Origin of the sequence: Streptomyces sp. NPDC048248 (assembly GCF_043201875.1) — a bacterium.
GTDB lineage: Bacteria > Actinomycetota > Actinomycetes > Streptomycetales > Streptomycetaceae > Streptomyces.
Genome location: NZ_JBICZL010000001.1, coordinates 461,995 through 486,925, shown reverse-complemented (window position 1 = coordinate 486,925; position 24,931 = coordinate 461,995). Strand labels below are relative to the sequence as shown.

General features: G+C 69.9%; 24 protein-coding genes. 9 read left to right on the top strand and 15 right to left on the bottom strand.

Annotation, left to right across the window (positions count from 1 at the left end):
- Window positions 1–151: 151 nt before the first annotated feature.
- From ACGFZW_RS02325 to ACGFZW_RS02290, 8 genes are all read left to right on the top strand, one after another.
- Entirely contained in the window at window positions 152–1,162 is a 1,011-nt protein-coding gene (locus tag ACGFZW_RS02325; protein WP_393891087.1) for an amino acid ABC transporter permease, read from the top strand.
- Window positions 1,159–2,043, top strand: a complete 885-nt coding sequence (locus tag ACGFZW_RS02320; protein WP_393891086.1) for an amino acid ABC transporter ATP-binding protein — start codon at window positions 1,159–1,161, stop codon at window positions 2,041–2,043. The genes ACGFZW_RS02325 and ACGFZW_RS02320 overlap by 4 nt, the downstream gene beginning before the upstream one ends.
- A 100-nt stretch (window positions 2,044–2,143) precedes the next feature.
- Complete coding sequence (locus ACGFZW_RS02315; RefSeq protein WP_393891085.1) at window positions 2,144–3,169, top strand: ABC transporter substrate-binding protein; 1,026 nt, start codon at window positions 2,144–2,146, stop codon at window positions 3,167–3,169.
- A gap of 363 nt (window positions 3,170–3,532) precedes the next feature.
- A complete protein-coding gene (locus ACGFZW_RS02310; RefSeq protein WP_393891084.1) occupies window positions 3,533–3,649 on the top strand; it encodes a putative leader peptide in 117 nt (38 codons plus the stop codon).
- A 76-nt stretch (window positions 3,650–3,725) separates the two neighbouring features.
- Complete coding sequence (locus ACGFZW_RS02305) at window positions 3,726–4,973, top strand: LLM class flavin-dependent oxidoreductase (protein WP_393891083.1); 1,248 nt, start codon at window positions 3,726–3,728, stop codon at window positions 4,971–4,973.
- Window positions 4,974–4,991: 18 nt separating this feature from the next.
- Window positions 4,992–6,368 carry an NtaA/DmoA family FMN-dependent monooxygenase gene (locus ACGFZW_RS02300; protein ID WP_393891082.1) on the top strand — a complete coding sequence of 459 codons (1,377 nt, stop codon included), beginning with the start codon at window positions 4,992–4,994 and terminating at the stop codon, window positions 6,366–6,368.
- A complete protein-coding gene (locus tag ACGFZW_RS02295) occupies window positions 6,365–7,462 on the top strand; it encodes an LLM class flavin-dependent oxidoreductase (RefSeq protein ID WP_393891081.1) in 1,098 nt (365 codons plus the stop codon). Before ACGFZW_RS02300 ends, ACGFZW_RS02295 begins: the two co-directional genes overlap by 4 nt.
- A 10-nt stretch (window positions 7,463–7,472) precedes the next feature.
- Window positions 7,473–8,600 carry an MsnO8 family LLM class oxidoreductase gene (locus tag ACGFZW_RS02290; RefSeq protein WP_393891080.1) on the top strand — a complete coding sequence of 376 codons (1,128 nt, stop codon included), beginning with the start codon at window positions 7,473–7,475 and terminating at the stop codon, window positions 8,598–8,600.
- A gap of 108 nt (window positions 8,601–8,708) precedes the next feature.
- Here the strand turns inward: ACGFZW_RS02290 and ACGFZW_RS02285 are convergent, their stop codons facing one another.
- From ACGFZW_RS02285 to ACGFZW_RS02250, 8 genes are all read right to left on the bottom strand, one after another.
- A complete protein-coding gene (locus ACGFZW_RS02285; protein WP_393891079.1) occupies window positions 8,709–9,632 on the bottom strand; it encodes a DUF6282 family protein in 924 nt (307 codons plus the stop codon).
- Complete coding sequence (locus ACGFZW_RS02280; RefSeq protein WP_393891078.1) at window positions 9,619–10,317, bottom strand: RraA family protein; 699 nt, start codon at window positions 10,315–10,317, stop codon at window positions 9,619–9,621. The genes ACGFZW_RS02285 and ACGFZW_RS02280 overlap by 14 nt, the downstream gene beginning before the upstream one ends.
- Window positions 10,314–12,533 (bottom strand): isocitrate/isopropylmalate family dehydrogenase, encoded by a 2,220-nt coding sequence (locus ACGFZW_RS02275; protein ID WP_393891077.1) that lies wholly within the window; start codon window positions 12,531–12,533, stop codon window positions 10,314–10,316. Before ACGFZW_RS02275 ends, ACGFZW_RS02280 begins: the two co-directional genes overlap by 4 nt.
- The gene (locus tag ACGFZW_RS02270; protein WP_393891076.1) at window positions 12,530–13,411 is read right to left on the bottom strand and encodes a hypothetical protein; all 882 of its coding nucleotides are present in this window, start codon (window positions 13,409–13,411) and stop codon (window positions 12,530–12,532) included. The genes ACGFZW_RS02275 and ACGFZW_RS02270 overlap by 4 nt, the downstream gene beginning before the upstream one ends.
- A complete protein-coding gene (locus ACGFZW_RS02265) occupies window positions 13,408–14,340 on the bottom strand; it encodes a hypothetical protein (protein WP_393891075.1) in 933 nt (310 codons plus the stop codon). Before ACGFZW_RS02265 ends, ACGFZW_RS02270 begins: the two co-directional genes overlap by 4 nt.
- Window positions 14,341–14,611: 271 nt before the next feature.
- On the bottom strand, window positions 14,612–15,532 hold the full coding sequence (locus ACGFZW_RS02260; RefSeq protein WP_393891074.1) for a LysR family transcriptional regulator: 921 nt from the start codon (window positions 15,530–15,532) through the stop codon (window positions 14,612–14,614).
- Between the two features lie 162 nt (window positions 15,533–15,694).
- A complete protein-coding gene (locus tag ACGFZW_RS02255) occupies window positions 15,695–16,978 on the bottom strand; it encodes a multidrug effflux MFS transporter (RefSeq protein WP_393891073.1) in 1,284 nt (427 codons plus the stop codon).
- Window positions 16,979–17,243: 265 nt separating this feature from the next.
- Complete coding sequence (locus tag ACGFZW_RS02250) at window positions 17,244–17,441, bottom strand: 4-oxalocrotonate tautomerase family protein (RefSeq protein ID WP_030413313.1); 198 nt, start codon at window positions 17,439–17,441, stop codon at window positions 17,244–17,246.
- A gap of 388 nt (window positions 17,442–17,829) precedes the next feature.
- Between ACGFZW_RS02250 and ACGFZW_RS02245 the strand changes: the two genes are divergently transcribed.
- Window positions 17,830–18,162 (top strand): hypothetical protein, encoded by a 333-nt coding sequence (locus tag ACGFZW_RS02245; RefSeq protein ID WP_393891072.1) that lies wholly within the window; start codon window positions 17,830–17,832, stop codon window positions 18,160–18,162.
- Here the strand turns inward: ACGFZW_RS02245 and ACGFZW_RS02240 are convergent.
- The 7 genes from ACGFZW_RS02240 to cbiQ form a co-directional block, all read right to left on the bottom strand.
- A complete protein-coding gene (locus ACGFZW_RS02240; protein WP_393891071.1) occupies window positions 18,151–18,672 on the bottom strand; it encodes a GNAT family N-acetyltransferase in 522 nt (173 codons plus the stop codon). The genes ACGFZW_RS02245 and ACGFZW_RS02240 overlap by 12 nt on opposite strands.
- Window positions 18,673–18,807: 135 nt before the next feature.
- On the bottom strand, window positions 18,808–19,320 hold the full coding sequence (locus tag ACGFZW_RS02235; RefSeq protein ID WP_393891070.1) for a hypothetical protein: 513 nt from the start codon (window positions 19,318–19,320) through the stop codon (window positions 18,808–18,810).
- Between the two features lie 223 nt (window positions 19,321–19,543).
- Window positions 19,544–20,653, bottom strand: a complete 1,110-nt coding sequence (locus tag ACGFZW_RS02230) for a hypothetical protein (protein ID WP_393891069.1) — start codon at window positions 20,651–20,653, stop codon at window positions 19,544–19,546.
- A 53-nt stretch (window positions 20,654–20,706) separates the two neighbouring features.
- Complete coding sequence (locus ACGFZW_RS02225; RefSeq protein ID WP_393891068.1) at window positions 20,707–21,633, bottom strand: SDR family oxidoreductase; 927 nt, start codon at window positions 21,631–21,633, stop codon at window positions 20,707–20,709.
- Window positions 21,634–21,692: 59 nt separating this feature from the next.
- Complete coding sequence (locus tag ACGFZW_RS02220; RefSeq protein ID WP_393891067.1) at window positions 21,693–22,793, bottom strand: PP2C family protein-serine/threonine phosphatase; 1,101 nt, start codon at window positions 22,791–22,793, stop codon at window positions 21,693–21,695.
- 522 nt (window positions 22,794–23,315) lie between these two features.
- Window positions 23,316–24,182 (bottom strand): energy-coupling factor ABC transporter ATP-binding protein, encoded by an 867-nt coding sequence (locus ACGFZW_RS02215; RefSeq protein WP_393891066.1) that lies wholly within the window; start codon window positions 24,180–24,182, stop codon window positions 23,316–23,318.
- Complete coding sequence (gene cbiQ / locus ACGFZW_RS02210) at window positions 24,179–24,928, bottom strand: cobalt ECF transporter T component CbiQ (protein ID WP_393891065.1); 750 nt, start codon at window positions 24,926–24,928, stop codon at window positions 24,179–24,181. Before cbiQ ends, ACGFZW_RS02215 begins: the two co-directional genes overlap by 4 nt.
- Between the last annotated feature and the right edge of the window lie 3 nt (window positions 24,929–24,931).

The window sequence follows — 24,931 nt, the reverse complement described above, 5'->3', positions numbered from 1 at the left end:
GCCCTGAGGGGCGTGGCGTTGGATTCGCCTCTCACCTCCCTGCCCCTGTGCCGCTCCGTCTCGTGTGCTGCGGCACGGCGCAGAGCCGTGTCTCTGCGCCGTGCCGTAGCCGCCCCGGCGGCCGGGGTGTTCATACCTGCTGGAGTCCTCCATGAGTGAACGTGTCGGCTCTGCTGTGTCCTCCGGCTCAGCACCCCCCGTCGAGGCGGTTCCCCGTCCCGAGCCCTCGCCGCCCGCACCGCCCCGGCCGCCGGCGCCGCAGCGGGTGCTTCCGCTGCGGCGCCCCGGACGCTGGATCGCCACGGCGATCGTGCTGGTGCTGGTCGCCCAGATCGTGCACGGCCTGGTGACCAACCCCTTCTACCAGTGGGGCCGTTTCCTGTATTGGTTCGTGCGTCCCACGACCCTCGACGGGCTGTGGATCACCCTTCAAGTAGCGGCATACAGTGCGGTGTTGGGCCTCCTTGGCGGCATTGTGCTCGCGCTGGCGCGGCTCTCCGGGAGTCCGGTGCTGCGCGCGATCAGCTGGACCTACGTCTGGCTGCTCCGATCGGTGCCGCTGATCGTCGTGCTGCTGTTCCTCTACAACTTCAGCGCCCTCTACAAGACGCTCAGCCTTGGGGTGCCGTTCGGCCCCGCCGTCATCACCTTCGACGAGTCGCGGCTCGCCACCGACATGGTCGTAGCCGTCGTCGGCCTCAGCCTCAACGAGGCGGCGTACGCGGCGGAGGTCGTCCGAGGCGGCCTCCTCTCCGTCGACCAGGGGCAGCACGAGGCATCGGCCGCACTCGGTCTGCCGAGGGGCTATCAGTTCACGAAGATCGTCTTTCCGCAGGCCCTGCGCTCCATCACCCCGAACTACGTCAACCAGCTGATCGGCCTGATCAAGAGCACCTCGCTGGTGTTCTACGTGTCGCTGCTCGACCTGTTCGGCTCCGCACAGAGCATGGGTGCCACCTACCCCGGGGACATCGTGCCGCTGCTGCTCGTGGCCACCGTCTGGTACCTGATCCTCACGAGTCTGGTGTCCATCGTCCAGTTCTACGTCGAGCGGTACTACGCCCGCGGCGCCACGCGAAGTCTGCCGCCGACCCCGTTGCAGAAGCTGCGGGCCGGTCTGCGCGAACTGCGGGCCCGCATACGCAGGGAGACCGCCGTATGAGCACCGAGACCACCAACACCCCGGGCGCCGAAGCGTCCACCGAGACCACCGCGACGACCGAAAGCACGAATGCCGTGAAAACCGTCGGGCCCGCCAGAACAAGCGAGACCCTCGGGGCGAGCCCCGCGACCGTCGAAGTGCATGACGTGCACAAGTGGTACGGCGCCCATCAGGTCCTCGACGGCGTCGAGTTGACCGTGCGGCCGGGCGAAGTGACCGTGATCTTGGGCCCGTCCGGCTCCGGCAAGTCCACCTTGCTGCGGGTGATCAACCACCTGGAGAAGCCCGAGATCGGCCATGTCAGCATCAACGGGGAGCTGATCGGCGTACGGCGTCACGGCGAGCGCCTGAAGGAGCTGAGCGAGCGGGTCATCCTGACGCAGCGCAGCCGCATCGGGTTCGTCTTCCAGAACTTCAACCTGTTTCCGCACCTCACGGTGTTGGACAACGTGGCTGCTGCCCCGGCCGCGACCGGCAGGCTGAGCAGGCCGGAGGCCAGGGATCTGGCGCGCGAACTGCTCGGCCGGGTGGGGCTCGCCGACAAGGCCGGTGCCTATCCGCGGCAGTTGTCCGGCGGCCAGCAGCAGCGCGTGGCCATCGCCCGCGCCCTGGCCCTGCGCCCCGGAGTCATCCTGTTCGACGAACCCACCTCCGCACTCGATCCCGAACTCGTCGGCGAGGTGCTGGCCGTCATCAAGGACCTGGCCACCAGCGGTACCACGCTGGTCGTCGTCACCCACGAGATGGGCTTCGCCCGCGAGGTGGCCGATCGCGTGGTCTTCATGGACGGCGGCCGGATCGTCGAGCAGGGGCCGCCGTCGGAGGTGCTCGACCACCCCGAGCACGAGCGGACCAGGGATTTCCTGAGCAAAGTGCTCTGATCCCGGCCGTCGGCCACCTGCTGCCCCCGAACCCGCGGCCCGCCGGGTCCGCGTCCCCACACCTTCATCACGCCTCACCGCACACCGAATAAGGACTGCCATGTCGCCCCTCAGCCTTCGAAGCCGACTCCTCCGAGGTCTCACCGCGGGAACCGCCGTCGCCTCCCTCGCCGCCGGGCTCGCCGGATGCGGGGGCGACAGCGACGCGTCCACCCACCCCGACAGCGCAACGGACGGAACCGTCACCGTCGGCGCCGTCTCCAACGGCGCCGCCAAGGAGACCGAGCTCAAGGTGTCCGAGGTGAAGTCCATCAGCGCCAAGCTGCCCGCCTCCGTCGCCAAGAGCGGCAAGCTGGTGATCGGTGTCGGCGCCCTGCCCTCGGGCTCCGCCCCACTGACCTACGTGGGGGATGACCAGAAGACCCTCACCGGCTCCGAGCCCGACTTCGGCCGGCTGGTGGCCGCGGTGCTCGGCCTTGAGCCGGAGCTGAAGAACTTCACCTGGGAGAACCTCTTCGTAGGTGTCGACAGCGGCAAGGTCGACCTCGCCGTCTCCAACGTCACCGACACCGAAGAGCGCAAGAAGAAGTACGAGTTCGCCTCCTACCGGAAGGACAACCTCGCCTTCGAGGTGCCCAAGGCGAGCAAGTGGACCTTCGACGGGGACTACAAGGTTCTCGCGGGCAAGACCGTCGCGGTCGGGGCCGGCACCAACCAGGAGAAGGTGCTGCTGGAGTGGCAGGCCAAGCTGGCGAAGGAGGGCAAGAAGCTCACGGTCAAGCACTTCCAGGAAAGCAACAGCACCTACCTGGCGTTGAGCAGTGGGAAGATCGATGCCTATTTCGGTCCGAACCCCTCGCTCTCCTACCACACCACCCGGGTGGCGAAGACCCCCAACCCGACCCGTATCGGGGGCACTTACTCCGGTGCCGGTGCGTCCCTGCAGGGCCTGATCGCGGCCACCGCGAAGAAGGACAGCGGCCTGGCCGAGCCGGTCGCGGACGCCATCAACCACCTGATCGAGAACGGGCAGTACGCCAAGTGGCTGGCCGCATGGAACCTCTCCAATGAAGCCGTCACCAAGTCCGAGGTCAACCCGCCCGGCCTCCCGACCGACAATTCCTGACCCTCCTCTCCTCCTGGCCTCGGCCTGGGAACCCCTCAGAGCGCCCAGGGACCTCCGCCGCCCACACCCAAGGGCGGCGGAGCCCTGGCACCCCGGCCCGCCTGTAGCAGGCCGGGCCCTGCCGCGGAGATACCGGACACCATGTCCACCAGCGTTTCCCACCCGTACACCGCACCGTGCGGCGAACCCGCCCACGAAGCGGCGCGGCTCGGGCTCGAAGACGTACCGGAGGCCCCCCACCTGATGGCCGAGAACCGGCCGGGACCGTGCCGGTGCGCACCCGCGACGAGCGGGCGGAACAGACCGAGGCGTCGGACCGTTGACCCTGAAGACGCCGAGCCGGAAGGGCGGAGGTGACCGCGGATGATCCGTCCAGCGCGTCTGCGTGTCCCGAAGCTCCTCCCGCGCCGCCCCGTGCATCTGTACTCGCGGCCCCACATCGATCTGCACCGCGTAGCCGGCGCGCTCTGTTGCTCCTGACCTGTTACCGCGCGGCCCGACCCACTGGGTGAGGGCCTGCTCTCTCGTACGGTCGATCAGGAAGGCACCCTCTCTCGTGACCTCATCACGTTCTTCCCTGCCCGCTTCGCCCTCTCCACTGCACCTCGCCGTCGCCCTCGACGGCGCCGGCTGGCACCCGGCGGCCTGGCGCGAGCCGGTGTCCCGGCCCCGGGACCTGCTCACCGCCGGCTACTGGGCCGATCTCGTCGCGGAAGCCGAGCGTGGGCTGCTCGACTTCGTGACCATCGAGGACGGTCTCGGGCTCCAGTCCTCGGAGTTCGCCGGCCCCGACGGGCGCACCGACCAGGTGCGCGGCCGTCTGGACGCGGTCCTCATCGCCGCCCGCACGGCCCCGCTGACCCGGCACATAGGAATCGTGCCGACCGTGGTGGCCACTCACACGGAGCCGTTCCACATCTCCAAGGCGATCGCGACACTCGACTATGTGAGCGGCGGCCGCGCGGGGCTGCGTGTGCAGGTGACAGCCCGCCGGAATGAGGCCGCGCACTTCGGGCGCCGTGCGTTTCCGCCGCTGCGTGTCGAGGACATCGACACGCCGGCCGGGCGGGAGGTGGTGACCGACCTCCTCGACGAGGCCGCCGACTACGTCGAGGTGGTGCGCCGCCTCTGGGACAGCTGGGAGGACGATGCGGAGATCCGGGACGTCGCCACCGGCCGTTTCATCGACCGCGACAAGCTCCACTACATCGACTTCGAGGGCAGGCACTTCAGCGTCCGGGGCCCGTCCATCACCCCGCGGCCGCCCCAGGGCCGGCCGATCGTCAGCGCCCTCGCCCACCGGTCCGCCCCGTACCGGCTGGTGGCCCGCTCGGCAGACCTGGGATACGTCACTCCGCACGACACCGCCCAGGCCCGCGACATCGTCGCGGAGATCCGCGCCGAGCAGACCGCGGCCGGCCGGGCGGACGAACCGCTGCACCTCTTCGGCGACCTGGTGGTCTTCCTGGACGACGACGCAGCTGCGGCGGTGGCCCGACGCGAGCGCCTCGACGACCTCGCCGGCCACCGGTACACGGCCGACGCCCCGATCTTCACCGGTACACCCGCCCAACTCGCAGATTGTCTACAGGAGTTGGAGACAACCGGCCTGACCGGATTCCGGTTGCGTCCCGCCGTCGTCGGCCATGACCTCCCGCAGATCACCCAGGGCCTGGTCCCCGAGCTCCAGCGCCGGGGCGTCTTCCGGCATGCATACGAGGCCGACACCCTGCGCGGCCTCCTCGGACTCGCCCGCCCCGCCAACCGCTACGCCGCCGAGGCGGCCGACACCGTCACCGCCTGAGCCGGAGGACCGTACGACATGAGCAAGCCGCTGAAGCAGATCCATCTGGCCGCCCACTTCCCCGGTGTCAACAACACCACCGTGTGGAGCGACCCCGAGGCCGGCAGCCACATCGAGTTCAGCTCCTTCGCGCACTTCGCGCGGACCGCCGAGCGCGCCAAGTTCGACTTCCTGTTCCTCGCCGAGGGGCTGCGACTGCGTGAACACGGCGGTCAAATCTACGACTTGGACGTCGTGGGCCGCCCGGACACCTTCACGATCCTCACCGCACTCGCCGCCGTCACCGACCGCATCGGACTGACCGGCACCATCAACTCCACCTTCAACGAGCCCTACGAGGTGGCCCGCCAGTTCGCCAGCCTGGACCACCTCTCCGACGGACGCGCCGCCTGGAACGTCGTCACCTCCTGGGACGCCTTCACCGGCGAGAACTTCCGGCGCGGCGGCTTCCTGCCGCAGGAGGAGCGCTACTCGCGGGCCAAGGAGTTCCTGGCCACCACCCACGAGCTCCTCGACTCCTGGAGCGGGGAGGAGATCGTCGCCGACCAGCAGTCCGGCACCTTCCTGCGGGACGCGCAGGCCGGGGCCTTCGTGCACAAGGGGCAGCACTTCGAGATCGAGGGCCGGTTCAACGTGCCGCGCAGCCCGCAGGGCCGTCCGGTGATCTTCCAGGCCGGCGACTCCGACGAGGGGCGGGAGTTCGCCGCCGCCGGCGCCGACGCGATCTTCAGCCGGTACAGCACCCTCAAGGAAGGCCAGGAGTTCTACACCGACGTCAAGGGCCGCCTCGCCAAGTACGGACGGGGACACGACCAGCTGCTGATCCTGCCCGCCGCGACCTTCGTCCTCGGCGACACCGACGCCGAGGCGCAGGAGGCCGCCCGTGAGGTACGCCGCCTGCAGGTCAGCGGTGCCACCGCGATCAAGCACCTGGAGTTCGTCTGGAACCGCGACCTTTCCGCGTACGACCCGGACGGCCCGCTGCCCGACATCGACCCGGACCTCGGCGAGCACACCATCGCCCGCGGCCGCGCCCAGGTGCGCATGTACCGCGACCCGCTGGCCACCGCCCGTGAGTGGCGTGAGCGGGCGGCCGCCAACAACTGGTCGATCCGCGACCTGGTCATCGAGACCGGCAACCGCCAGTCCTTCGTCGGCTCCCCGGCCACCGTCGCCGAGACGATCAACGACTTCGTCCAGGCGGACGCCTCCGACGGCTTCATCCTCGTTCCGCACCTCACCCCCGGCGGTCTCGACGGCTTCGCCGACACCGTGGTCCCGCTGCTCCAGGAGCGCGGCGTCTTCCGCACGGAGTACGAGGGCACCACCCTGCGCGACCACCTCGGGCTCGCGCACCCGGACGCCGAGGCGCCCGACGTCCGGGTGGCCTCATGAAGTTCCTGGCCATCACCCTGATCGTGCACGCACCCCACCCGGTGACCGGGGTGCAGAAGCCGACCCACGACCGCTTCCGCGAGGTGATCGACAACGCGCTGCTGGCCGAGGAACTGGGCTTCGACGGCTTCGGGGTGGGGGAGCGGCACGAGCGGCCGTTCATCTCCTCCTCGCCGCCCGTCGTACTGAGCCACCTCGCCGCGCTCACCTCGCGGATCCGGCTGTTCACCGCGGTCACCACGCTCAGCCTCCTCGACCCGGTGCGCGCGTACGAGGACTACGCGACGCTGGACCATCTCTCCGACGGTCGACTGGAGTTGATCGTGGGGAAGGGCAACGGGACCGCGCAGCGTGAGCTGTTCCACGTCACGACCGAGGACCAGTGGGACCGCAACGCCGAGAGTTACGAGGTGTTCCGGCAGATCTGGCGCCAGGACAAGGTGACGGCGGCGACGCGGTTCCGCCCGCCGCTCGCGGAGGCGGAGGTGTGGCCGCGACCGCTCCAGCAGCCGGTCCGGGTCTGGCACGGCAGTGCGACGAGCAAGGAGTCGGTCGACCTCGCCGCCCGCTACGGCGATCCGCTCTTCTCCGCGAACGTCACCCACCCCATCGAGCCGTACGCCGAGTTGATTCGCTACTACCGGCAGCGCTGGGAGCACTACGGCCACGACCCGGCCGACATCGCCGTCGGCGCGGGAACGGCCGGCTTTTACGCGGCCCCTACCTCCCAGGAGGCGATCGCCGCCTACCGGCCGGTCTTCGAAGGACAGTTGGCACTCCAGAAGCGGCTGGGGGTCGAGCCGGTCTTCCCGACGCTGGAGGACTTCGTCGAGCGCAGCTCCGCGCTGGTCGGCAGCCCGCAGCAGATCATCGAGAAAGTGCACCGCTACCACGAGCAGTTCGGGCACACCGTCCTGCATCTGCACGCGGACGCGAGCGGTCTGAGCGACACCCGGCACCGGGACTCGCTCGAACTCTTCCAGTCCGATATCGCGCCCGTCCTGCGCAGGGAGATCCCTGATCCGCCGTTCCCCTGGAGCCCGGTCCCGGCCGAGCCCCCGCGGGCGGCCGTCCCGCCGACCGCCGACCGCTGAGGAGCGTCCCATGTCCGGCATACCCCTGGGGATTCTCGACCTGGTCCCGATCTCGTCCGGCTCCACCGCGGCCGAGGCGCTGCACCACTCCATCGACCTCGCCCGGCAGGCCGAGCGCTTCGGCTACACCCGGTACTGGTTCGCCGAACACCACCTCAACCCGGGGGTGGCCGGTACCTCTCCCGCCGTGGTCCTGGCTCTCACCGCATCCGCCACCTCGACGATCCGCCTCGGCTCGGGGGCGGTGCAGCTCGGGCACCGCACCGCGCTGTCCACGGTCGAGGAGTTCGGCCTGATCGACGCCCTGCACCCCGGGCGGCTCGACCTGGGGCTGGGCCGCTCCGGCGGACGCCCGCCCGCGCAGCCGACCGCCCCGCTGCCGACCGCGGCCCCGGTCGTCGACGGGCGCGCACCGAACGGTCTGCGGATCCCGCCCCGCTTCTCCTTCGCGCACCTGCTCGGCTCGCCGCGGGTCGCGCTGCACCGCGCACTGCTCCAGCAGCCGCAGGCCGAGTCGCAGGATTACGGCGAGCAGATCGACGACATCCTCGCGCTGTTGGCCGGCACCTACCGGTCCGCGGAAGGCATCGAGGCACATGCCGTGCCGGGCGAAGGCGCCGACGTCCAGGTGTGGATCCTGGGCAGCAGCGGGGGGCAGAGCGCCGAAGTCGCCGGCCGCAACGGTCTGCGCTTCGCTGCGAACTACCACGTCAGCCCGGCGACGGTGCTGGAGGCGGCGGAGAGCTACCGTGCCTCGTTCGAGCCGTCCGAAGTGCTCGACAAGCCGCATGTCAGCGTCTCGGCCGATGTCGTCGTGGCCGAGGACGAGGCGACCGCCCGCGAACTCGCCACCGGCTACGGCCTGTGGGTCCGCAGCATCCGCACCGCTGAGGGGGCCATCGAGTTCCCCACGCCCGAACAGGCTCGCGCGTACTCCTGGACGGACGCGGACCGGGCACTGGTCGCCGACCGCGTGGACACTCAGTTCGTGGGCACACCGCAACGCGTCGCCGACCAGCTCGAACAGCTCCAGGAGGCCACCGGCGCGGACGAGTTGCTGATCACCACCATCACCCACGGCCACGCCGACCGGGTGCGCTCCTACCAACTCCTTGCCGAGGAGTGGCAGCGTCGCTGAGATGACGGGGGAGTTCACCCAGCGGTCGAGACCGCGCTCTCCCCGCCCTCCGTGCGAAGTGCACGGTGGGCGGGGAGAGGAGCAGCGCCGGCATGGCCGACGGTGCGGTCACAGGCTGAGCATCTCCAGCGGCGCGGCGTGGGTGATCTCCGCAATCCGCTCAGCAGTCAACCCGGCCCGGTGGAAGGCGGCCTGGCTCCAGTCCAGCCAGGGCTCGATGTCCATCTGGGACGGCTGGCCCAGGTCGGAGCTGTAGACGACCCTTGGGAGGAGTGCCAGGACGTCGGCGAAGTCGGTCTCGTCCTGGTAGCCGAGCAGACGGGTGAGTGCGGTCTGCTCGGTCCACACCTGTTCCGCGGCGGCAAGCTCCACGAGGTCCTTGCAGGTCAGCCCGGTCATCGGGTTGGCGGGCTGGTTCAGCATCAAGCGGGGCAGGTCCAGCCGGACGGCCTCGTCGACCAGGAGCCGCACCTCATGGGCGTCGGCGTGGCCGGTGGAGATGACGACCGGCAGGTCGCGTGCGGCGCGCAAAATGTCACGGACCTCTGTGCGCAGCCTCCGGCTGTCGTCGGCGACGGTGAGCGGGCGCTGGCCGTCGGCGAGGAGCGGATGGGAGGGGGTGCGGGTCAGCCGGCTGCGGTGGGTGCGGCCGGTGACCGTGGGCAGGTGGACGATCAGGCGCAGCCCGCTGTCCTCGCCGTGCTGGATGACGGCCTGCTCCACGGCCCGCGGGTCGAATCCTCCCGCCAGATCGTTCAGGACGATCGAGCCGGAGACGGGCAGGCCCTGCTGGCGGGCCTCCCACGCCTGGGCCGCGGTCGAGCCGAGGTGATTCTTGAGGACGACCCAGCCCCTGTGCTCGGCGTAGAGCGCACCGGCGGTGGTGGCGGTGTGGCGGCGCAGATACGCGTCCGGACCGACGTGGTGGTGGACGTCGATGAAGTCGGCGTCCCGCGGTGGCAGCGGGAGGGGCCGCTCAGCGGCCGGGTCCGCAGCGGCGGCGGCCTCTGCGGTCGGTTCAGCGGTCGCCATGTTCGCCTCCGTCCTCCCACGGGCGGGCGTAGCCGAAGCGGGCGCGTGCCTCGTCCAGTCTGTCGCCGCCGAGCGCGGCTTCGCGGATGCGGGATTCGGTGCGCTCCACGGCCTCGGCGCGGCGGACGACCTCCTCGACGAGGTCGGCGGGGATGCGCAGCGCGCCGTTGTCGTCGGCGACGATCCAGTCGCCCGGGCGGACCGGCGTACCCGCGATGTCGACCTCGACGCCGGTGCGGTCGAGCACCACCCGGTTCTTGCCGCTGACCATCGTCACATCGGTGCTGAACAGCGGGTACCCGGCGGTGCGGCTCTCCTTCACATCGCGCACCGAGCCGTGGACGACCGTGCCGGCGACGCCGCGGTGCAGCGCGACGGAACTGAGCAGCGAGCCCCAGTTCGTGCAGGTACGGCTGCCCCCGTTGTCCACGATGACGACCGATCCCGCGGGCACGTCGTCGATGTAGTTGGCGGCGTTGTGGAAGGTGGTGTCGTCGTCGATGGCGCGGTAGCGGACGGTGAAGGCCGGTCCGCACGCGATGCTGCCAGGGGTGCGCGTCGCGATGCCGGGCAGCACGCACGGCGGCGTGCGCAGGCTGTCCATGGCATCCGAGAGAGCGGCGGTGTCCAGGCGGGACAGGCGCTCGCGCAGCGCTTCGGCCTCCGCAGGAGCGGCGATGGTCATGCGGATTCCTCCGTGTGCGGGTGGTGGCGGCCGGTCAGGTGCCGGGTGAGGGACCAGGCGGCGAACTCGGCAAAGTAGGTGGTGACTTCGGCACCGCGGTTGGGGACGGTCAGGCGGTGGATGTGCTCGCCGGTCTCGTCGCGGACGAGGCAGGTGAGGGCGACGGTTCCGGTGTAGGCGTTACGGTCACCGCCCTCCCAGTCGGCCGACAGGACGGCGCTCAAGGACCGCGAGCCGTCACTGCGCTTGCGTTCGCGGGCCAGTTCGGTCGCGAAGACACCCTCGGTGAGCTGGTCGTCGAGGTCCAGGACGAGATCGCGCTCGTCGAGCAGCAGCGCCAGCTCCTGGACCGCGGTGCGGTCGCGGTCGGTGACGATGTGGTCGGCGAGCGCCGCGTCCAGGCGCTTGGCCAGGTCGTCGGCCGCCTCGGGCGGGCAGCCGAGCCGGACGTCGACATACGGGTAGTGCCAGCGGTAGGCGGGCTTGATCGCGACACCGCTGTCCCGCACCAGGTCATCGACCAGGGCCGCGGCATCCGCTTCGATGATGCCGAGCGTCCGGCGGAAGACGGTGGTCACCTCGGGCGGCTCGGGGACGTGCGGCAGTCCGTCGCGCAGCACGGCCTCCAGCATCGGAAGGCATTCGCGCGGCGGACCGGGGAGCATGATCACGGAGCTGCCCTGGGCCTCGGTGTGGCAGCCCCACGCGGTGCCGTTGGCGTTCGGCAGCAGGTCGGCGCCCTCGGCGAACAGCGCCTGACGGCGGTTGTCGTCGTGGATGGCGACGCCGAAGCGGGTCAGGCGTTCCACGACCCCTTGCCACGCCTCCTCGCGGTGTTCCAGCGGGCGTCCCAGCGCGCGGGCGACGGCACTGCGGGTCACATCGTCGGAGGTGGGGCCGAGTCCGCCCAGCACCACGATCACGTCATCGCGGCCGAGGGAGGGGCGGATGGCGTCGGCGATGGTGGCCTCGTCGTCGCCGATGGTGTGGCGTACGCGGACCGGGATGCCGCGCTCGCCGAGCATGCGGGAGGCGTTACCGGCGTTGGAGTCCTCCAGATCGCCGCGGAGCAGCTCGTCGCCGATGGTGATGACGGCGGCGGTCGGGGTGTGCGGGACCTGGCCGCAGGCATCGATGACCGCCTGGGCCGCTTCGGAGGTGGTGGCGCTTCCGCCGAGGTCGTAGGTGACGCGGTCGCGTCGGCGGGTGACATGGCGTACGGCGTCCTGGATGCTGCCCGCCTCGTCCTTGAAGCCGAGGTGCTCCAGCATCAGGCCGATGGTGAGGAACGCAGCGGCCGGGTTGGCGCGCCCGCGCCCGGCCATCGCAGGGGCGCTGCCGTGCACCGGCTCGAAGTAGTTGCCGGTCTCACCGATGTTGGCGCTGGGCGCCAGGCCCAGCCCGCCCATCACGCCGCCGCCCAGGTCGGAGAGGATGTCGCCGAACATGTTCTCGGCGACGATCACGCCGAAGCGCTCCGGGCGGCGGGCCATCCACAGGGCGACCGCGTCCACATTGAGCACCTCGAAGGGGATCTCCGGGTAGTCGGCGCCGATGGCCTCCAAGCGTTCCAGGACGTACGCGCTGCTGTGCCGCAGGACGTTGGGCTTGTCGGCGAGGGTGACCCGCTCGTATCCCTGGCCGCGGGCGGTCTCGAAGGCGAAGCGCAGGATGCGGTCCAGACCGTGCGAGGTCTGCAGCCGGATGCTGGCGGTGGCGCCGGGGCGGCCGCTGCGGCGGACGTTGGGGTGTTCGGCGACCAGCGGCCACATCTCGTCCGGTATGTGGTTCCAGTCCAGGCCCGCGTACAGGCCCTCGGTGTTCTCACGGACCACACAGAAGCGGTACGGGGTCCCGCCGCCGAGGTAGTTCTCGACCGGTCGCAGATTGGCGAACAGGTCGAGGCGCTGCCGGAGTTGGATGATGGGAGAGATGTACTGCGGGGCGGAGTCGCGCAGTTGGGGAGCCAGCTCCGCGAGTGCCTCGCGGCGCGGCTTACTGGTCGTTGCGCCGAGCAGCACTGCGTCGCTGCGGCCGATCAGGTCCCAGGTGCGGTCGGGCACGGGGGTGCCCTCGGTGCGCCAGCATTCCCAGCCGATGTCGCCGAATTCCAGGTCGAGGGGCACGCCGAGGGCCTCGATCGCCGGCAGCGCGGCGTCCAGGACCTCCGGTCCGATGCCGTCGCCGGGCAGGACCGCGACGGTCTTGCGGTTCATGACTCTTCAGCTCCCAGGAAGCGGGTGATGGTGTCTCGGGTGAGGGCGGGCCGGTCGGCGTGCGGGCGCATCCCGGCTTGCGGGACGCCGACCAGGTGGTGCCGTGGGCGGGTGCCGGTGGCCAGGTGCTTGCGCTGCACGAGCAGCGACTGTTCGCCGTACACGTGCAGCAGGGCTCCGGGGAAGTCCCGTACGGGTTCCCGGACGTCGGCGTCGTGCAGCAGCCGCAGTCCGGCGGACAGCCGCCATTCGGCCAACTTCTCGTCCGAGTCCGAAAGTTGGCTGCGGTCGGCCACAGAGGGCGGAGCAACGGGTCCGGGTTGCCGGCCGGGGCCGCGGACGACCTCGTCGAGGAGGCGCACGGCAGACGGAAGGCCCTGGGCGCTGACGGCGGCGGCAATCCGCTCCAGCTTCGCGTTCAGCTCACCGTCGGCGACGGTGGGGCCGGAGAGCAGCAGCACCCTGGTGCGGTGGGTCCACTCGTGGGCCAGCAGAGCCTGGACGACCGCGCCTCCCAGAGCATTGCCGACCAAGACATCGGGGGCCGCGGCCGAGGGCTGGCGGCAACTGTCGACTTCTGTGCCGCTTCCGCGTGGACCATCGTGGTCCGGTGCGAGGTACCGCTCCCAACGGCCCACGAGCGCCTTCAGATCGTCACCCTCACGCAGTAAGGACAGGGTGTCGTGGATCGTGATCCGATGCCCCGCGGCGAGCAGCGGCTCGGCGACCTGCCGGAAGAACGCGCCGTGGTCCCAGCGGGGCATCACGGGCGCGAGGACGACCGCGTGGCGCGGGGCACCGACGTCGCCCAGAGTGGTGCGGTTCGGTGCCGGCGCGGCAGCCCGCGCCGACTCCGGGTGCGGGGGACGCAAGGTCACCGGGCGCCTGCCGCGGTCAGTTCGCGGGCCGCCGAGAAGGCGTCGCCGATCCGGTCCACGGGGAGCTTGGCGCGCTCCTCGACGGACAGGTCGAAGTGCCCCAGGACGAGGTCGGGCAGCGGCAGCGAGGGCGTGGCCTCCGCGATCTCGGACTCCATGCGGTGGGCGAGGCTGAGGATCCGGCCGAGGTCGTAGGCGTCGGTGTCGGCGCCCCGGCCGAGGTAGGCGAGCCACTGCTCGGTCACCAGGTTGCCCGGTCCCTTGCCCATGCCAAGGACGGAGGAGTCGATCCAGGTGGCGCCCGCGTCGACGGCCGCGATCGCGTTGGCCAGCGCCAGACCCAGGTTGTTGTGCGCGTGCAGACCGATGGCCGCGTCGGTCACCGAGCGGACCAGGGTGACCAGTTGGGACACCTCGCCAGGCAGCATGCTGCCGTTGGAATCGGCCAGATAGACCACATCGGCGCCGGCGTCGCCCGACATGGCTGCGAGGTCGACCAGCCGGCGCCGGTCCAGCTGGCTGACACGGGTGATGTTGACAGTGGTGGTGAAGCCCAGGCCGGCGGCCCGGGAGAGCATGGCGAGCCCGGGCTCCGGCGTGCCGGAGGGTAGGCAGAACCGTACGAGGCGAACGCCGGCCTCGTACATGCGCGGAAGGTCGTCCTCGGTGATGTTCTTCGGGTGCAGGATCATGCAGAGGCGGTCGGGGGAGACGACCTCGGCGAGCGCGCGTATGTAGTCGTCCGCCCCCACACCGGTGCGGCCGATTCCGGGCTTGGGCTTGAACGAGCCGTTGCGGTAACCGATCTCGATCCACTCCATGCCGGCCGCGACGCTCTCACGGGCGTGGTGCAGGGCGTAGTCGAGCGGGAAGTCGAAGTTGTTCCGGTATCCCCCGTCGCGCAGCGTCACATCAAGATTAACGATCATTACCCCTCCATGTATGGCGCATGCAGTTGGCGGGGTGGCAGTCGACGTACTGGATCCGTCGTGACACGACGGATTGCATGAGAATTGACACGCAGACTTTCGGCGGGATTCTCCCCAAAACGAATCCCGCAGCACCCCGTTGGCGAACTTCACGGTGCGGCCGTCCAGAATTTTCAGCCGGAAAAACACGTCGGCGAGGCAGAAACCGGAAGTTCGTTGACGCAAAACGTACCGCATGGATTCCAGCAAAGCGCAATGACAGAGTAAAGAATCATCCATGCCGGGGCTTCCGGTGCTCTCCCGCAACCTTTCGGCGAACCTGCGTACTTGTCGCCGTAAGCAAGTCCAGGCGGGCCGGGTCGGCGTTTTCTCGCAGGGCGAGAAACATGCGAATGGTGATGGGCTCACCGTTGAGGGGGAGCAGCGTGATACGGCGGGAGGACACCGTTTCGGCCACCGTCGGGTACACCAGGGTCCAGCCGGTCGAACCCGCGCCGATCTCGGCGAGGGTGTTCTGGAGTCCGGTGGAGGGCGGGCCGAGGACCGGCTCGAAACCCGCGGCGCGACAGGCGGTGACGACGGTGTCGAAGAGCACCGGATTCTCGCCGCGGGAGGCCATGCGCAAGGGCAGTTCGGCAAGGTCGGCCAGGTCCAGGTGGCCACGATCGGCCAGCGGGTGCGAGGCGGGCAGCGCGACCACCAACGGGTCGTACCAGAGGGTGAGGAGGCGCAGGCCGGGGGCGCTTTCGATACCCCGGACGAAGGCCGCGTCCAGCCGCCCGGCGCGTACCTCCTCCAGGCGGGTGTGGGCGTCGAGGGTCTGGAACTCGAAGCGGGTGCCGGCGCCGCGGTCCGGCAGCGCGTCCAGGAAGTCGTCCAGGCGCTGCCCCAGGGCGGAGCTGATGCCGACGCGGAAGGTGGCCGCGCTCTGCGCGACGACCCGTTGGGCTTTGGTGGCGAAGGAGTCCAGCGCCTTCAGCAGTGCGCGGCCCTCGGGCAGCAGGGCCCGGCCGACCGGAGTGAGTGCGACGGTGCGGCCGGAGCGGTCGAAGAGCTGGGTGCGCAGTTCCCGCTCCAGTCGGCGCACCTGCTGGCTGACCGCGGGCTGGCCTATGTGCAGCCGTTCGGCGGCCCTGCCGAAATGCAGCTCATCGGCCACGGCGACGAAGTACTGAATCTGACGCAGTTCCACAGGATCCCCCTACCACTCAGGGCGATCCCTATGATTGAAAGTGAAACATTCCCTCGCTGCGGGATCGCCGCGAGGGAATCTTCGCACACCGCGGAGCGGCACCCGCCACCGGGCGGGACCGCTCTCACGGTTATGCGGTTTCCGGCACCGTGGTACGCGCTATTACTCGGCGGTAGCCCCCAGCAAATCGCCGGTCCTGTCCTTGTCGCCCCGGAATTCTTCGGCACGGATTTCTGCACGGGACGTCTGCCGTGCCGCAAGCGAAAGAAACAAAGCGAAGGCGCAAATTCCCAACACCGCGGCGGCAAGCACGAACCAGCCCAGGGCGAACAGGTCGCCCGACGGCAGCCGGCTGGAGAGGAAGATTCCCAGCGAGGCCGCCAGCAACTGAAGGGCGCCCATCAGACCCGACGCCGAGCCTGCCGTCGTACGGAAGGTCGTCACCCCGGCACTCATCGACAGCGGCAGAAGGAAGCCGTTGCCGAAGGTCATCGCCGGCATGAAGACCAGCACCAGCAGGCCCCAGGGCGCGCCGGCACCGCTCAGGCCCAGACCGAGCATCATCAGCGCACCGGCGAGGAAGAAGCCGTGTCCCATCCACAGAAGCTGATTGACGGGCCGCTTGCGCACCAGGGCGCGGGAGGTGAGGTTGCCCGCCACATACGCGATCGAGACGGTGATGTAGCAGTAGCTGGTGGTCTCGGTGGCCAGCCCCATCTTCTCGAAGACCAGCGGGGAGGCGGCCAAGTAGCCGAAGTAACCGCCGTACGCCACACCGAGGTTGACCGTGTAGGCCCAGAACAGCGGGCGGGTCAGCAGCTTCGGGTACCCCTTGAGCGTCGCGCCCAGATGCTTGCTGCGCCGCTCCGGCGGCAGACTCTCGGGGATCGAGGTGACCATCACGACCAGCGTCGCGAGGCCGATCAGCGCCGTCACCACGAACGGCGCACGCCAGGAGACGTAGGTGGTCAGGTAGCCGCCGACCAGCGGGGCGATGGACGGGGAGACGCCCACGATCGGCATGACCGTGGCGAACATCCGGGCCGCGTCCTTCTCGTCGTACAGGTCGCTGATCACGGCCCGGCCGAGCACCATGCCCGAACCGGCGCCCAGTGCCTGGAGGAGCCGGCCGGCGCCGAACACCTCGACCGTGGGCGCCATCGCGCACACCAGAGAGGCCACGACGAACAGGCCGAGGCCGGAGACGATGACGCCCTTGCGGCCGTAGGCGTCCGAGATCGGCCCGTAGACCGCCTGCGAGACCGCGATGCCGATCATGAACGCGCTGAACGTCCACTGCACGGACGCGACCGGGGTGTCAAAGGCGTGCGCGGTGGCCGGCACGCCCGGCAGATTGATGTCCGAGGCGAACAGGCCACCGGCGTTCAGCGAGCACAGAACGGCGAGCAACAGCGCGTAGGGCGTGCGTGTTGTTGCGGACTTCATGACAACTGGCAACTTCCTTGGTCAAGAACGGGGTCGGAAAGCGATTCACCCGGTGGGGACAGGTACCCGGGCGGACGTCGGCGCCCGCAGACCGAAGTGGCCCCGGTGTAACGGATGTGCAGAGCCCGGCGGTCTCACCGATGTCGCACAGGCCGACGATGGGCAGCCCCCGGCCGGGCGCGGGGTGCCGTTTCCGGGCCGGGTACGGGGGAAACCGGCCCGGAAACGGCGGAGGGTGGCCGGGTCACACCGGAGGGCCGCGGGGTCAGCGCTTGGCGGCGCGGGCCGCGAGCGTGTCCCCACCGATCGACCAGCTGTCGGTGGCGATCTCCTGCACGGTCACCCACACGCTCTCCGGCTTGCTGCCGGTGGCCTTCACGTACGCGTCGGTCAGCTCACGGACCAGCTCGGCCTTCTGCTCGGCGGTCTTGCCGGGGGTCTGCTGCACGTGGATGAGAGGCATGCTGTTCTCCGAGGGATCGAGGTCGAACGGTGACGTACGGTCCCGGGCCCATGGGCCGGGGAACCGCCGTGGCTCCAGTCCAACACCGGGCCGGGGGCCGTCCAAGACGCAATCCGATCTGACACGATCACGAATCGTGATGCGTCGGTGCGGTGGGGCACGTCCGGCCGCCAGGGTTGGTCGCGGAGTTGTGCCGGCAGGACAGAGGCCGGGGAGGGCCGGCAAGTGAGCATCGGAAGAACGGAGTTGGCCCGGCAACGGCGCGATTCCGGCATCGGCCGGGTGGATTCACCGGTCACGCCATTACGGCTTCCGAGCCTGTAGCCACGCGCTTACAATGTGCCGTCGACAGGGCGGAGTGTGGGATCTCAGGGGCGGGGCTGAGGACTTGGCGACGCGGGTTGCAGCTGGCACGGTCATCGCCGACCGGTACGAACTGGTCGAGCGCTTGGGCACCGGGGGCATGGGCGAGGTCTGGCGGGCCAGGGACCTGAGCCTGAACGTCGACGTGGCCGTCAAGTCCATCCGGATGAACCCCCAGGACACCACCGAGCCGCACCGGTCCGTCCTCGCGTACGCCCGCAAGGAGGCGCAGCACGCCGCCGCGCTGCGCGACCATCCGAACACTGTGACCGTCCACGACGTCGTCGAGCACGAGGGACTGCCGTGGAACCTGCGGCCAGTCCAGTCCACAACTTCGAGCGCGTTGCTACGAGTGTGAGCCGGCAGTCTCCGTCGCGTCGTCCCAGGTTTTTCTGTAGTACCTCAGCCGGTCGTCTTCCGCGACCAGTCGCATGCCCACTGCCGTCATGACGTGTTGAGAGGCGAAATTCTCGCGACCGGTGTCACCGTGCACGCTGCTGACGCCCTGGGCGCGCGCGAAGGTCAGCAGTGCCCGAAGGGCCTCGGAGGCGTAACCCTTGCCGTGCGCGGACGAGATGAGGCCGTAGCCGATCGTGACGCTGCCGTTCTCGTCCGGCCTCCCGTGGAAGTCCACGCCGCCGATGGCACGCCCGTCCTCGCGGCGACGGATCACGTACGTGCCGAACGGCTGGGGATCGCCGGTGCTGGCGCAGGTACGCAGGAAGCGCCTGGCGGCGGACGCGTCGCCCTCCGCGGGATAGCCGGGCGCCCATCGTGCGGCGTCATCAGGGATGCCGGTGAGCACCCGCTCCGCTTCCGCGGCGTTCAGGGGATGTATCAGAAGCCGCGCTGTCACCAAGTCGCCCATGACAGGGGAGTATCACGCGAGAACGGCGGGCCGCACCCGGATTCCGTGTGCCCGGCGTCGGCCTTGCTTCCCGGCAGCACTTCGCCGATGCCGGCTTCGTCTTCCTGTGCTGTCCCGAAGGGAGCCAGGGGTCGTTCATCGGGTGCGCAGTCGGTCACCCGGCGTCGGGACAGCGGGCGGTTTGTAGCCGTCGTGGTCCTTGGGGTCGTTCGCGTGCCCGTCACCCAGCAGCTGGTCGGGGAGGAGAAGGACCCGGGCTGTCTTGGACAAGATGTCCCGGTCGGAGCTGGGTCCGAGCCATGTGTCGCCGTCCTCCGTCCGAGGGACGCCTACCTCCTCGTACACGGCGATGGTGCCGCACAGCAACACGATATCCGCCGAGTCCACCGCGCACACTGCGAGTTCCACTCGCGTTTCCGGCAGGTACGGAGCCTTCTTTGTCGTGCGGTAGGAGAAGTGCACCGCGTCTCCTCGATCAGGGACCTGCGGATGAGGCCTCACCTCCCACGTCGTGATCTCGGCGGTGAGAGGGTAGGTGGCGTCGCCGCGCACAACTGTGACGTCTTTCGCCGCGGGGCCGGGCTCCCTTTCCTCGTCGCCACCCGGAGCGAAGCAGCCAGTGAGAGTGGCGGCCGCAAAAGCGGACACGGCCGCCCACTGTGCAACCTGGACACGCCTTCGAGTCCGCCGCTCCACTGCGCCCCGCCCCTTCGCCCGTGCCCACTGGCCTCGCTTTGAAGATCGGGACGCGGTCCATTGTGTGATGGTTCCGGGCAGGGATTCGATGATGTGCCAGATCACCTCGCCGCTCCGTGCCTCGACGTCGCCGGCCGGCCCCGCTCGGCCCCCAAGGCCGCCTACGGGACAAGCCTCAGCGGCTGCGGGCGCGGAGAACCCGGCGGTATTCCTCGATCGATTCCTCAACCATTGCCATGCGGTCCAGCAGGCCGAAGGACGTGCGCTCTTGCACGAGGGTCCGTAGTGCGTAGTCGGGGGAGAAACCCCCTGAGAAGCCGGCCGGGGCGTTCGCAGCGATCAGAGGCTCGTTGGTGAACGGCATCGAGTCGTCGGAGTGCCGGTACGTCCAGCGGCACGGCCAGAGCATCAACGCGGTCTCTCCGACGTACCTGACAGCGCCCTTCAAGAACTCGTCCGCGGCTGCCGTCTCCAGCGCGGCGGGGCCGTCGAAGCGGTCGAGCACGAGCCGTTCCAGCGCCGACAGCGAATCCGGCGAGTAGTCGAAGGGGAAGTCGGCGGGCAGCAGACCCGTCCGCCATCGGCCCAGTGCGGTGTCCATGGGGGCGAGCCATTCATCGAGACACCGGCGGGATTCCTCGCTCGCACGGAGGCGGTCGTCCTCCATGTACCAGGCGAGCGTCTCCGGTTCCGCCGTGGGGACTCCGTCGCGCACCCGGCCGCCGACGGCGAGGGGCATCGGCAGACCGAACTCCTCGAGCCCCTCGGCCTGGTCGGGCGTCAGCAGGAGCCACCAGGCGTCATAGGAGTCCTCGTCCAGCTGGTGGAAGGACCGTGGATCGCCGTCGCTGGGCACGAGGTCGGCGATGGAGTCGAAGGCGACGTTCCAGTCCATGTAGCGGGTGCTGTCCGAGAGATGATCCGCGTGGTGCCAGATCGACCTGCCATTGCGCCGGAAGTGCAGGTAATCGCCTTCTCCTTCGACCGTCACCAGCTCGACGTCATCGACCACCACCGAGCCGCCCGAGCAGGCCGCCGCGTCGTGCAGCAGGTCCGCGTATCCCTCCTTGAGATCGCCGCTCACCTTTTCGGGCGTCTGGAAGCCGAGGCCGCATTCGCCGATGAGGAAGGTCAGCTCCTCGGTGTCCTCGAACTCCTCGTCGAGGTCCATGCCGATGTCGGCCGCCTCCGTCAGGCCGGCTGCGGCCTGTTCCTCCGTCGCGATCCCCAGCCGGACCAAGGTCTCCGCGAAACCGTGGAGGGTGTGTCGTATTTCGTTGTTCATGCCAACACCCTCACACACGCCGGCCGAGGCGAAATCGGAATTGGCGGGGGCCCCTACACGGCCTGCCAACTGTCCGGCCGGCTGCCGTCGATGTCGGTGAAGCCGTATTCCCCGGCCAGCTGAGCGGAGCTGACCGACTGCTGGTTCCACCGGTGCCGTTCGGGGTCAGCGGCCAAGGCTGCCGCCGCCCGGCCGACATAGCGTGGTGACTCCGACTGGGCGAACCCTGCCGGTGCGGTCGGCGAGCCGTCATCCCTGTGCGGATTCAACGCCTCGCGCCAGTTCTCCTCGCGGACGCCGAAGTTGTCCAGCATCATCTCCGAACGGAGCCAACCGGGCGTGAGGGCGACCGCGGTGGCTCCGAACGGCCGCAACTCGTGCCCTTGCGAGAACGCCAGCCGGTTCACCGCGGTCTTCACCAGGTCGTAGAACACCGAGATCCGGTATGACGACGCATTGAATTCCCTTGTACCGTCCGTCACTTCGACGAGCAGGCCGCCCGGCTCCTCGATCAGCAGGGGGAGGAGGTGGTGGGAGGTGATCAGATGGGTGTCGAGTCCCAGCCGCAGAATGCGCAGGCCGTCATCGAGACGGTGCTGCCAGATGGGGGTGTTCCAGTCCGCCGGCCCGCCTTTGAGACGCTCCGCGCCCCAGATGTCATTGATGAGGACGTCGATACAGCCGTGCTCGCCGCGAATACGCTCGGCGAGGTGGTGCACCTGATCGGAGTCGAGATGATCGACCTGGACCGCGATGCCGGTGCCGCCGAGCCGGGTGACCAGCTCCGCCGTCTCCTCGATCGTCTCCGGGCGGTCGTAGTCGGACCCTCCCGGGCCCTTCACGCTGCTGCGTCCCGTGCAGTACACGGTCGCACCCGCTTCGCCCAGGGCGGCGGCGAAGCCGCGCCCCGCGCCCCGTGTCGCTCCCGCTACGACAGCAACCTTCCCGCGCAAGGCCTCAGGGTCCGGCAACCACACCATCCCTCGACTATCGCAGACCTCCCGCGAAGCGGTACGCGGCACTCCGCGCCCTTCTGAACTCAGGCGCTGTCCCGGGTGACCGCGAGAAGCGCCATGTCGTCGGTGATGCGACCGCCGGCGTGGCGTCTCACCTCGGCCAGCAGTGTGTCGAGCAGTGCGTCCGGTCCGGCAAAGTCCCGCTCGGCCATTCCGGCACGGGGGTCGTAGAAAGCGCCGGTGCGGTTCCGTGCCTCGGTCAGGCCATCGGTGTACAGGAGGAGAGTGGCACCCGGGGGGAACGGCAGCGTGTCGGTCCGCTCCTGGGCAGAACCCAGGTCCGCCATGCCCAGAGGAAGCGCCGGCTCGGACGGTTCCGCGCTGTGCACCCGGCCGGCATGGAGCAGCAGCGGCGCCGGATGGCCGCGGTTGACCAGCCGCAGTTCGTCGCCGCGATGCGGGATCTCCACGAGCACGCCCGTGACGAACCCCTCGGTCCGCTCGGGGCCCGTCCGCCGCTCTCTGTCCCTGCGCAGTGCACGCTCCAGCCTGGCCGCGATCCCGACGAGCGTCGATTCCTCCTCGGCGGCCTCCCGGAACACCCCCATGGCGACGTCCACCACCTTGACCGCTTCCATGCCCTTGCCCCGGACATCGCCGACCAGGCAGCGAACGCCGTACGGGGTGTCCTGCGCGCTGTAGAGGTCACCCCCGATCTGCGCGTCCTTCACCGCGGCCCGGTAGCGCACGGCGAGTCGCAGGGGGCCGATCTTGGCCGGCAGCTCCGGCAGAATGGCGCGCTGCACGGCGAGCGAGATTCTGCGGGCCGCCTCCAGACGCACCTTGCTGTAGTACATGAGGCGATTGACGACGACGGCGAAGGCCGAGACGGTCGCGACCGCCGCCAGCTCGCTGCGCCCACCGGAATCCCCCATGTAACCGAAGTGGGTGAGCAGCGCGAAGTCGATGACACAGGCAGAGATGCCCGCCACGATCGTCGCCCGCAGTGACAGCAGCGCGGCGGCTGCCATCGGCGCGGCGGTGTAGAAGGCCTCTCCGCTGAAATGCGGAGAGGTGTAGTAGTCGACGAGGGCACCTACGGCGAGCACGACGATGGGCAGCAGCTGGAGGTGGCGGAGAAACCAGCGTCTGTTGTTGGTGCGCCCGGTGCTCGGTGCCCTCACGTACCCGCTCCCGCTCTGTCGCCGTGCAACATGCTCAAGCATCCTCGGGCCGGATTGCGGCTGCAGTCGTGGAGCGGCCGTATGGGTACGTGCCGCGTGGCTGCATGTGTGCGGCACGGACGTCCCCCCGGCGGAAGGCGTGGACCCGGTGGGTGCGACGGGGCGGGAATGCTCGTGAGCCGCGGCGCCACCGCGCGGCGAAGGCGGTCGGCATCGGCCGTCGGGGGCAGTCGGCGATGATCACGCTGTTCGGCCTGCTCAGCCCGTTCGTCCTGTCCGGCCTGCTCGGCCCCGAGCCGCAGCGGCACGCCGGGCCTCCTGCACCCATTCGGACAGCCCGGCGAGTGCCGCGCACCCCGCGCAGGAACCGCATACGCAGGGGTGGGCTGCTCTCACCTCGGCGACGCCACCGTCGATATCGTCCGGCATCGTCAGCAGGTTGCCGGCAACCGCGCGAAGTCCTCGCCGGAGACGGCGACCAGCTCCTGTCCGTCGATGAGCACCGGCTGCGCCCGAGGCGCCTCAGCCATCGCCCCGTGTCTGTTCGGCGGCGGCAGCAGAGGCGAAGGCCGCGGCGAGCTCTTCTGCGGTACGGGGACCGGGAGTCATATCGTCCAACAGCCCATGTACGCGCAGCAGTTGAGCAGTTGCGATACCCCACGGCAGCCGAAGCCCGGCCTCCCGCAGCAGATCCGTGCGGGCCAGCATCGCGGGCGCCGGGCCGGCACGCACGCCCGCCGGGGTGAGGAGCGCGGCGTCGTCGGCCCAGCGCAAGGCAAGGTCCACGTCGTGGGTGGCCATCACCACGGTGGTGCCGCTGTCGCGGAGGGCATCAAGGGCGGCGAGCAGCCGCTCCTGGCCGTCCGGGTCCAGTCCGGCCGTCGGCTCGTCGAGGATCAGCACCCGGGGCCGCATGGCGACCGCGCCCGCGATCGCGGTCCGCTTGCGCTGGCCGTAGGAGAGGAGATGGGTGGGCCGGTCGGCCAGAGCGGTGATGTCCAGGGCGGCGAGCGCCTCGTCCACGCGGGACCGCACCTCACCATCGGGCAGGCCGAGGTTCAACGGCCCGAACGACACGTCCTGGGCCACCGACGCGGCGAACAGCTGGTCGTCCGGGTCCTGCACCACCAGCTGGACGGTCGTACGCAACCGGGTCAGCCCCTTGCGGTCGTAGGCGACCGGGAGGCCCTCGACCGTCAACCGGCCGTCGCGCGGCCGCAGCCCGCCGCTGAGAAGCCGCATCAGGGTGGTCTTGCCGCTGCCGTTGCGGCCGAGGAGGGCCAGTGCACGACCTTCGCACACATCGAAGTCGAGCCCCTGGAGCACTGTCGGGCCGTCCTCGTACGCGAAGGACGCGCCCCGCAGGGCTACCAGCGCGGGTTCGCTCATGACAGCGGCCTTTCCAGGACGAAGGTGAGGGCGGCGAGCGCCACGAGCAGCGCGATGCTGCCGGCCATGAACCGGGCGGAGACGCGGGCCTCGGGCACCAGGACGCGCAGGGTGCCGTCGTAGCCGCGCCCGGCGAGTCCGGTCTGCAGCCGCGCCGCCCGGTCGAAGGCGCGTACGAACGCGGTGGCGCCGAGTCCGGCGAGCGAACGCCAGGTGGCGGCCCGGGTGGTGTGCCCGAGCCGGGCTGCCTGGGCGTCCCGGATCCGGCGCACCGAATCGAGCAGCAGGAAGCTCATTCGGTACGTCACCAGGGCCACGTCCACGACCGGAGCGGGGATCCCGGCTTTGACGAGGCGGGGCAGCAGATCGGACATCGGGGTGGTGAAGGCGAACAGCAGGACGCCGAGCGACGCGGCCGAGGTCCGCAGCAGCAGTTGGCCGGCTCGGAGCGGCCCGCCGTCGGCCAGGGTCACGAATCCCTCGGGCCCGCCGACCTGGACGAGCAGGGTGGCGGCACCGGTGACGCAGAAACCCAGGGGCACCCGGTACGCGCGCCACAGACGACGCCCGGGTACGCCCGCCGGGCCCAGCAGCACGGTGAGGGCGGTGAGGAGAACAAGGGCCGCGCCGGGCCAGGGAGGCAGCGAGATCGCCAGCACGGTGAGCCCGAGACCGAGCACGGCCTTGTCCACGGGGTGGCGGCGGCGCCAGCGACTGCTGTGCGCCGCCGCGTCGATCGGCAGCACGGG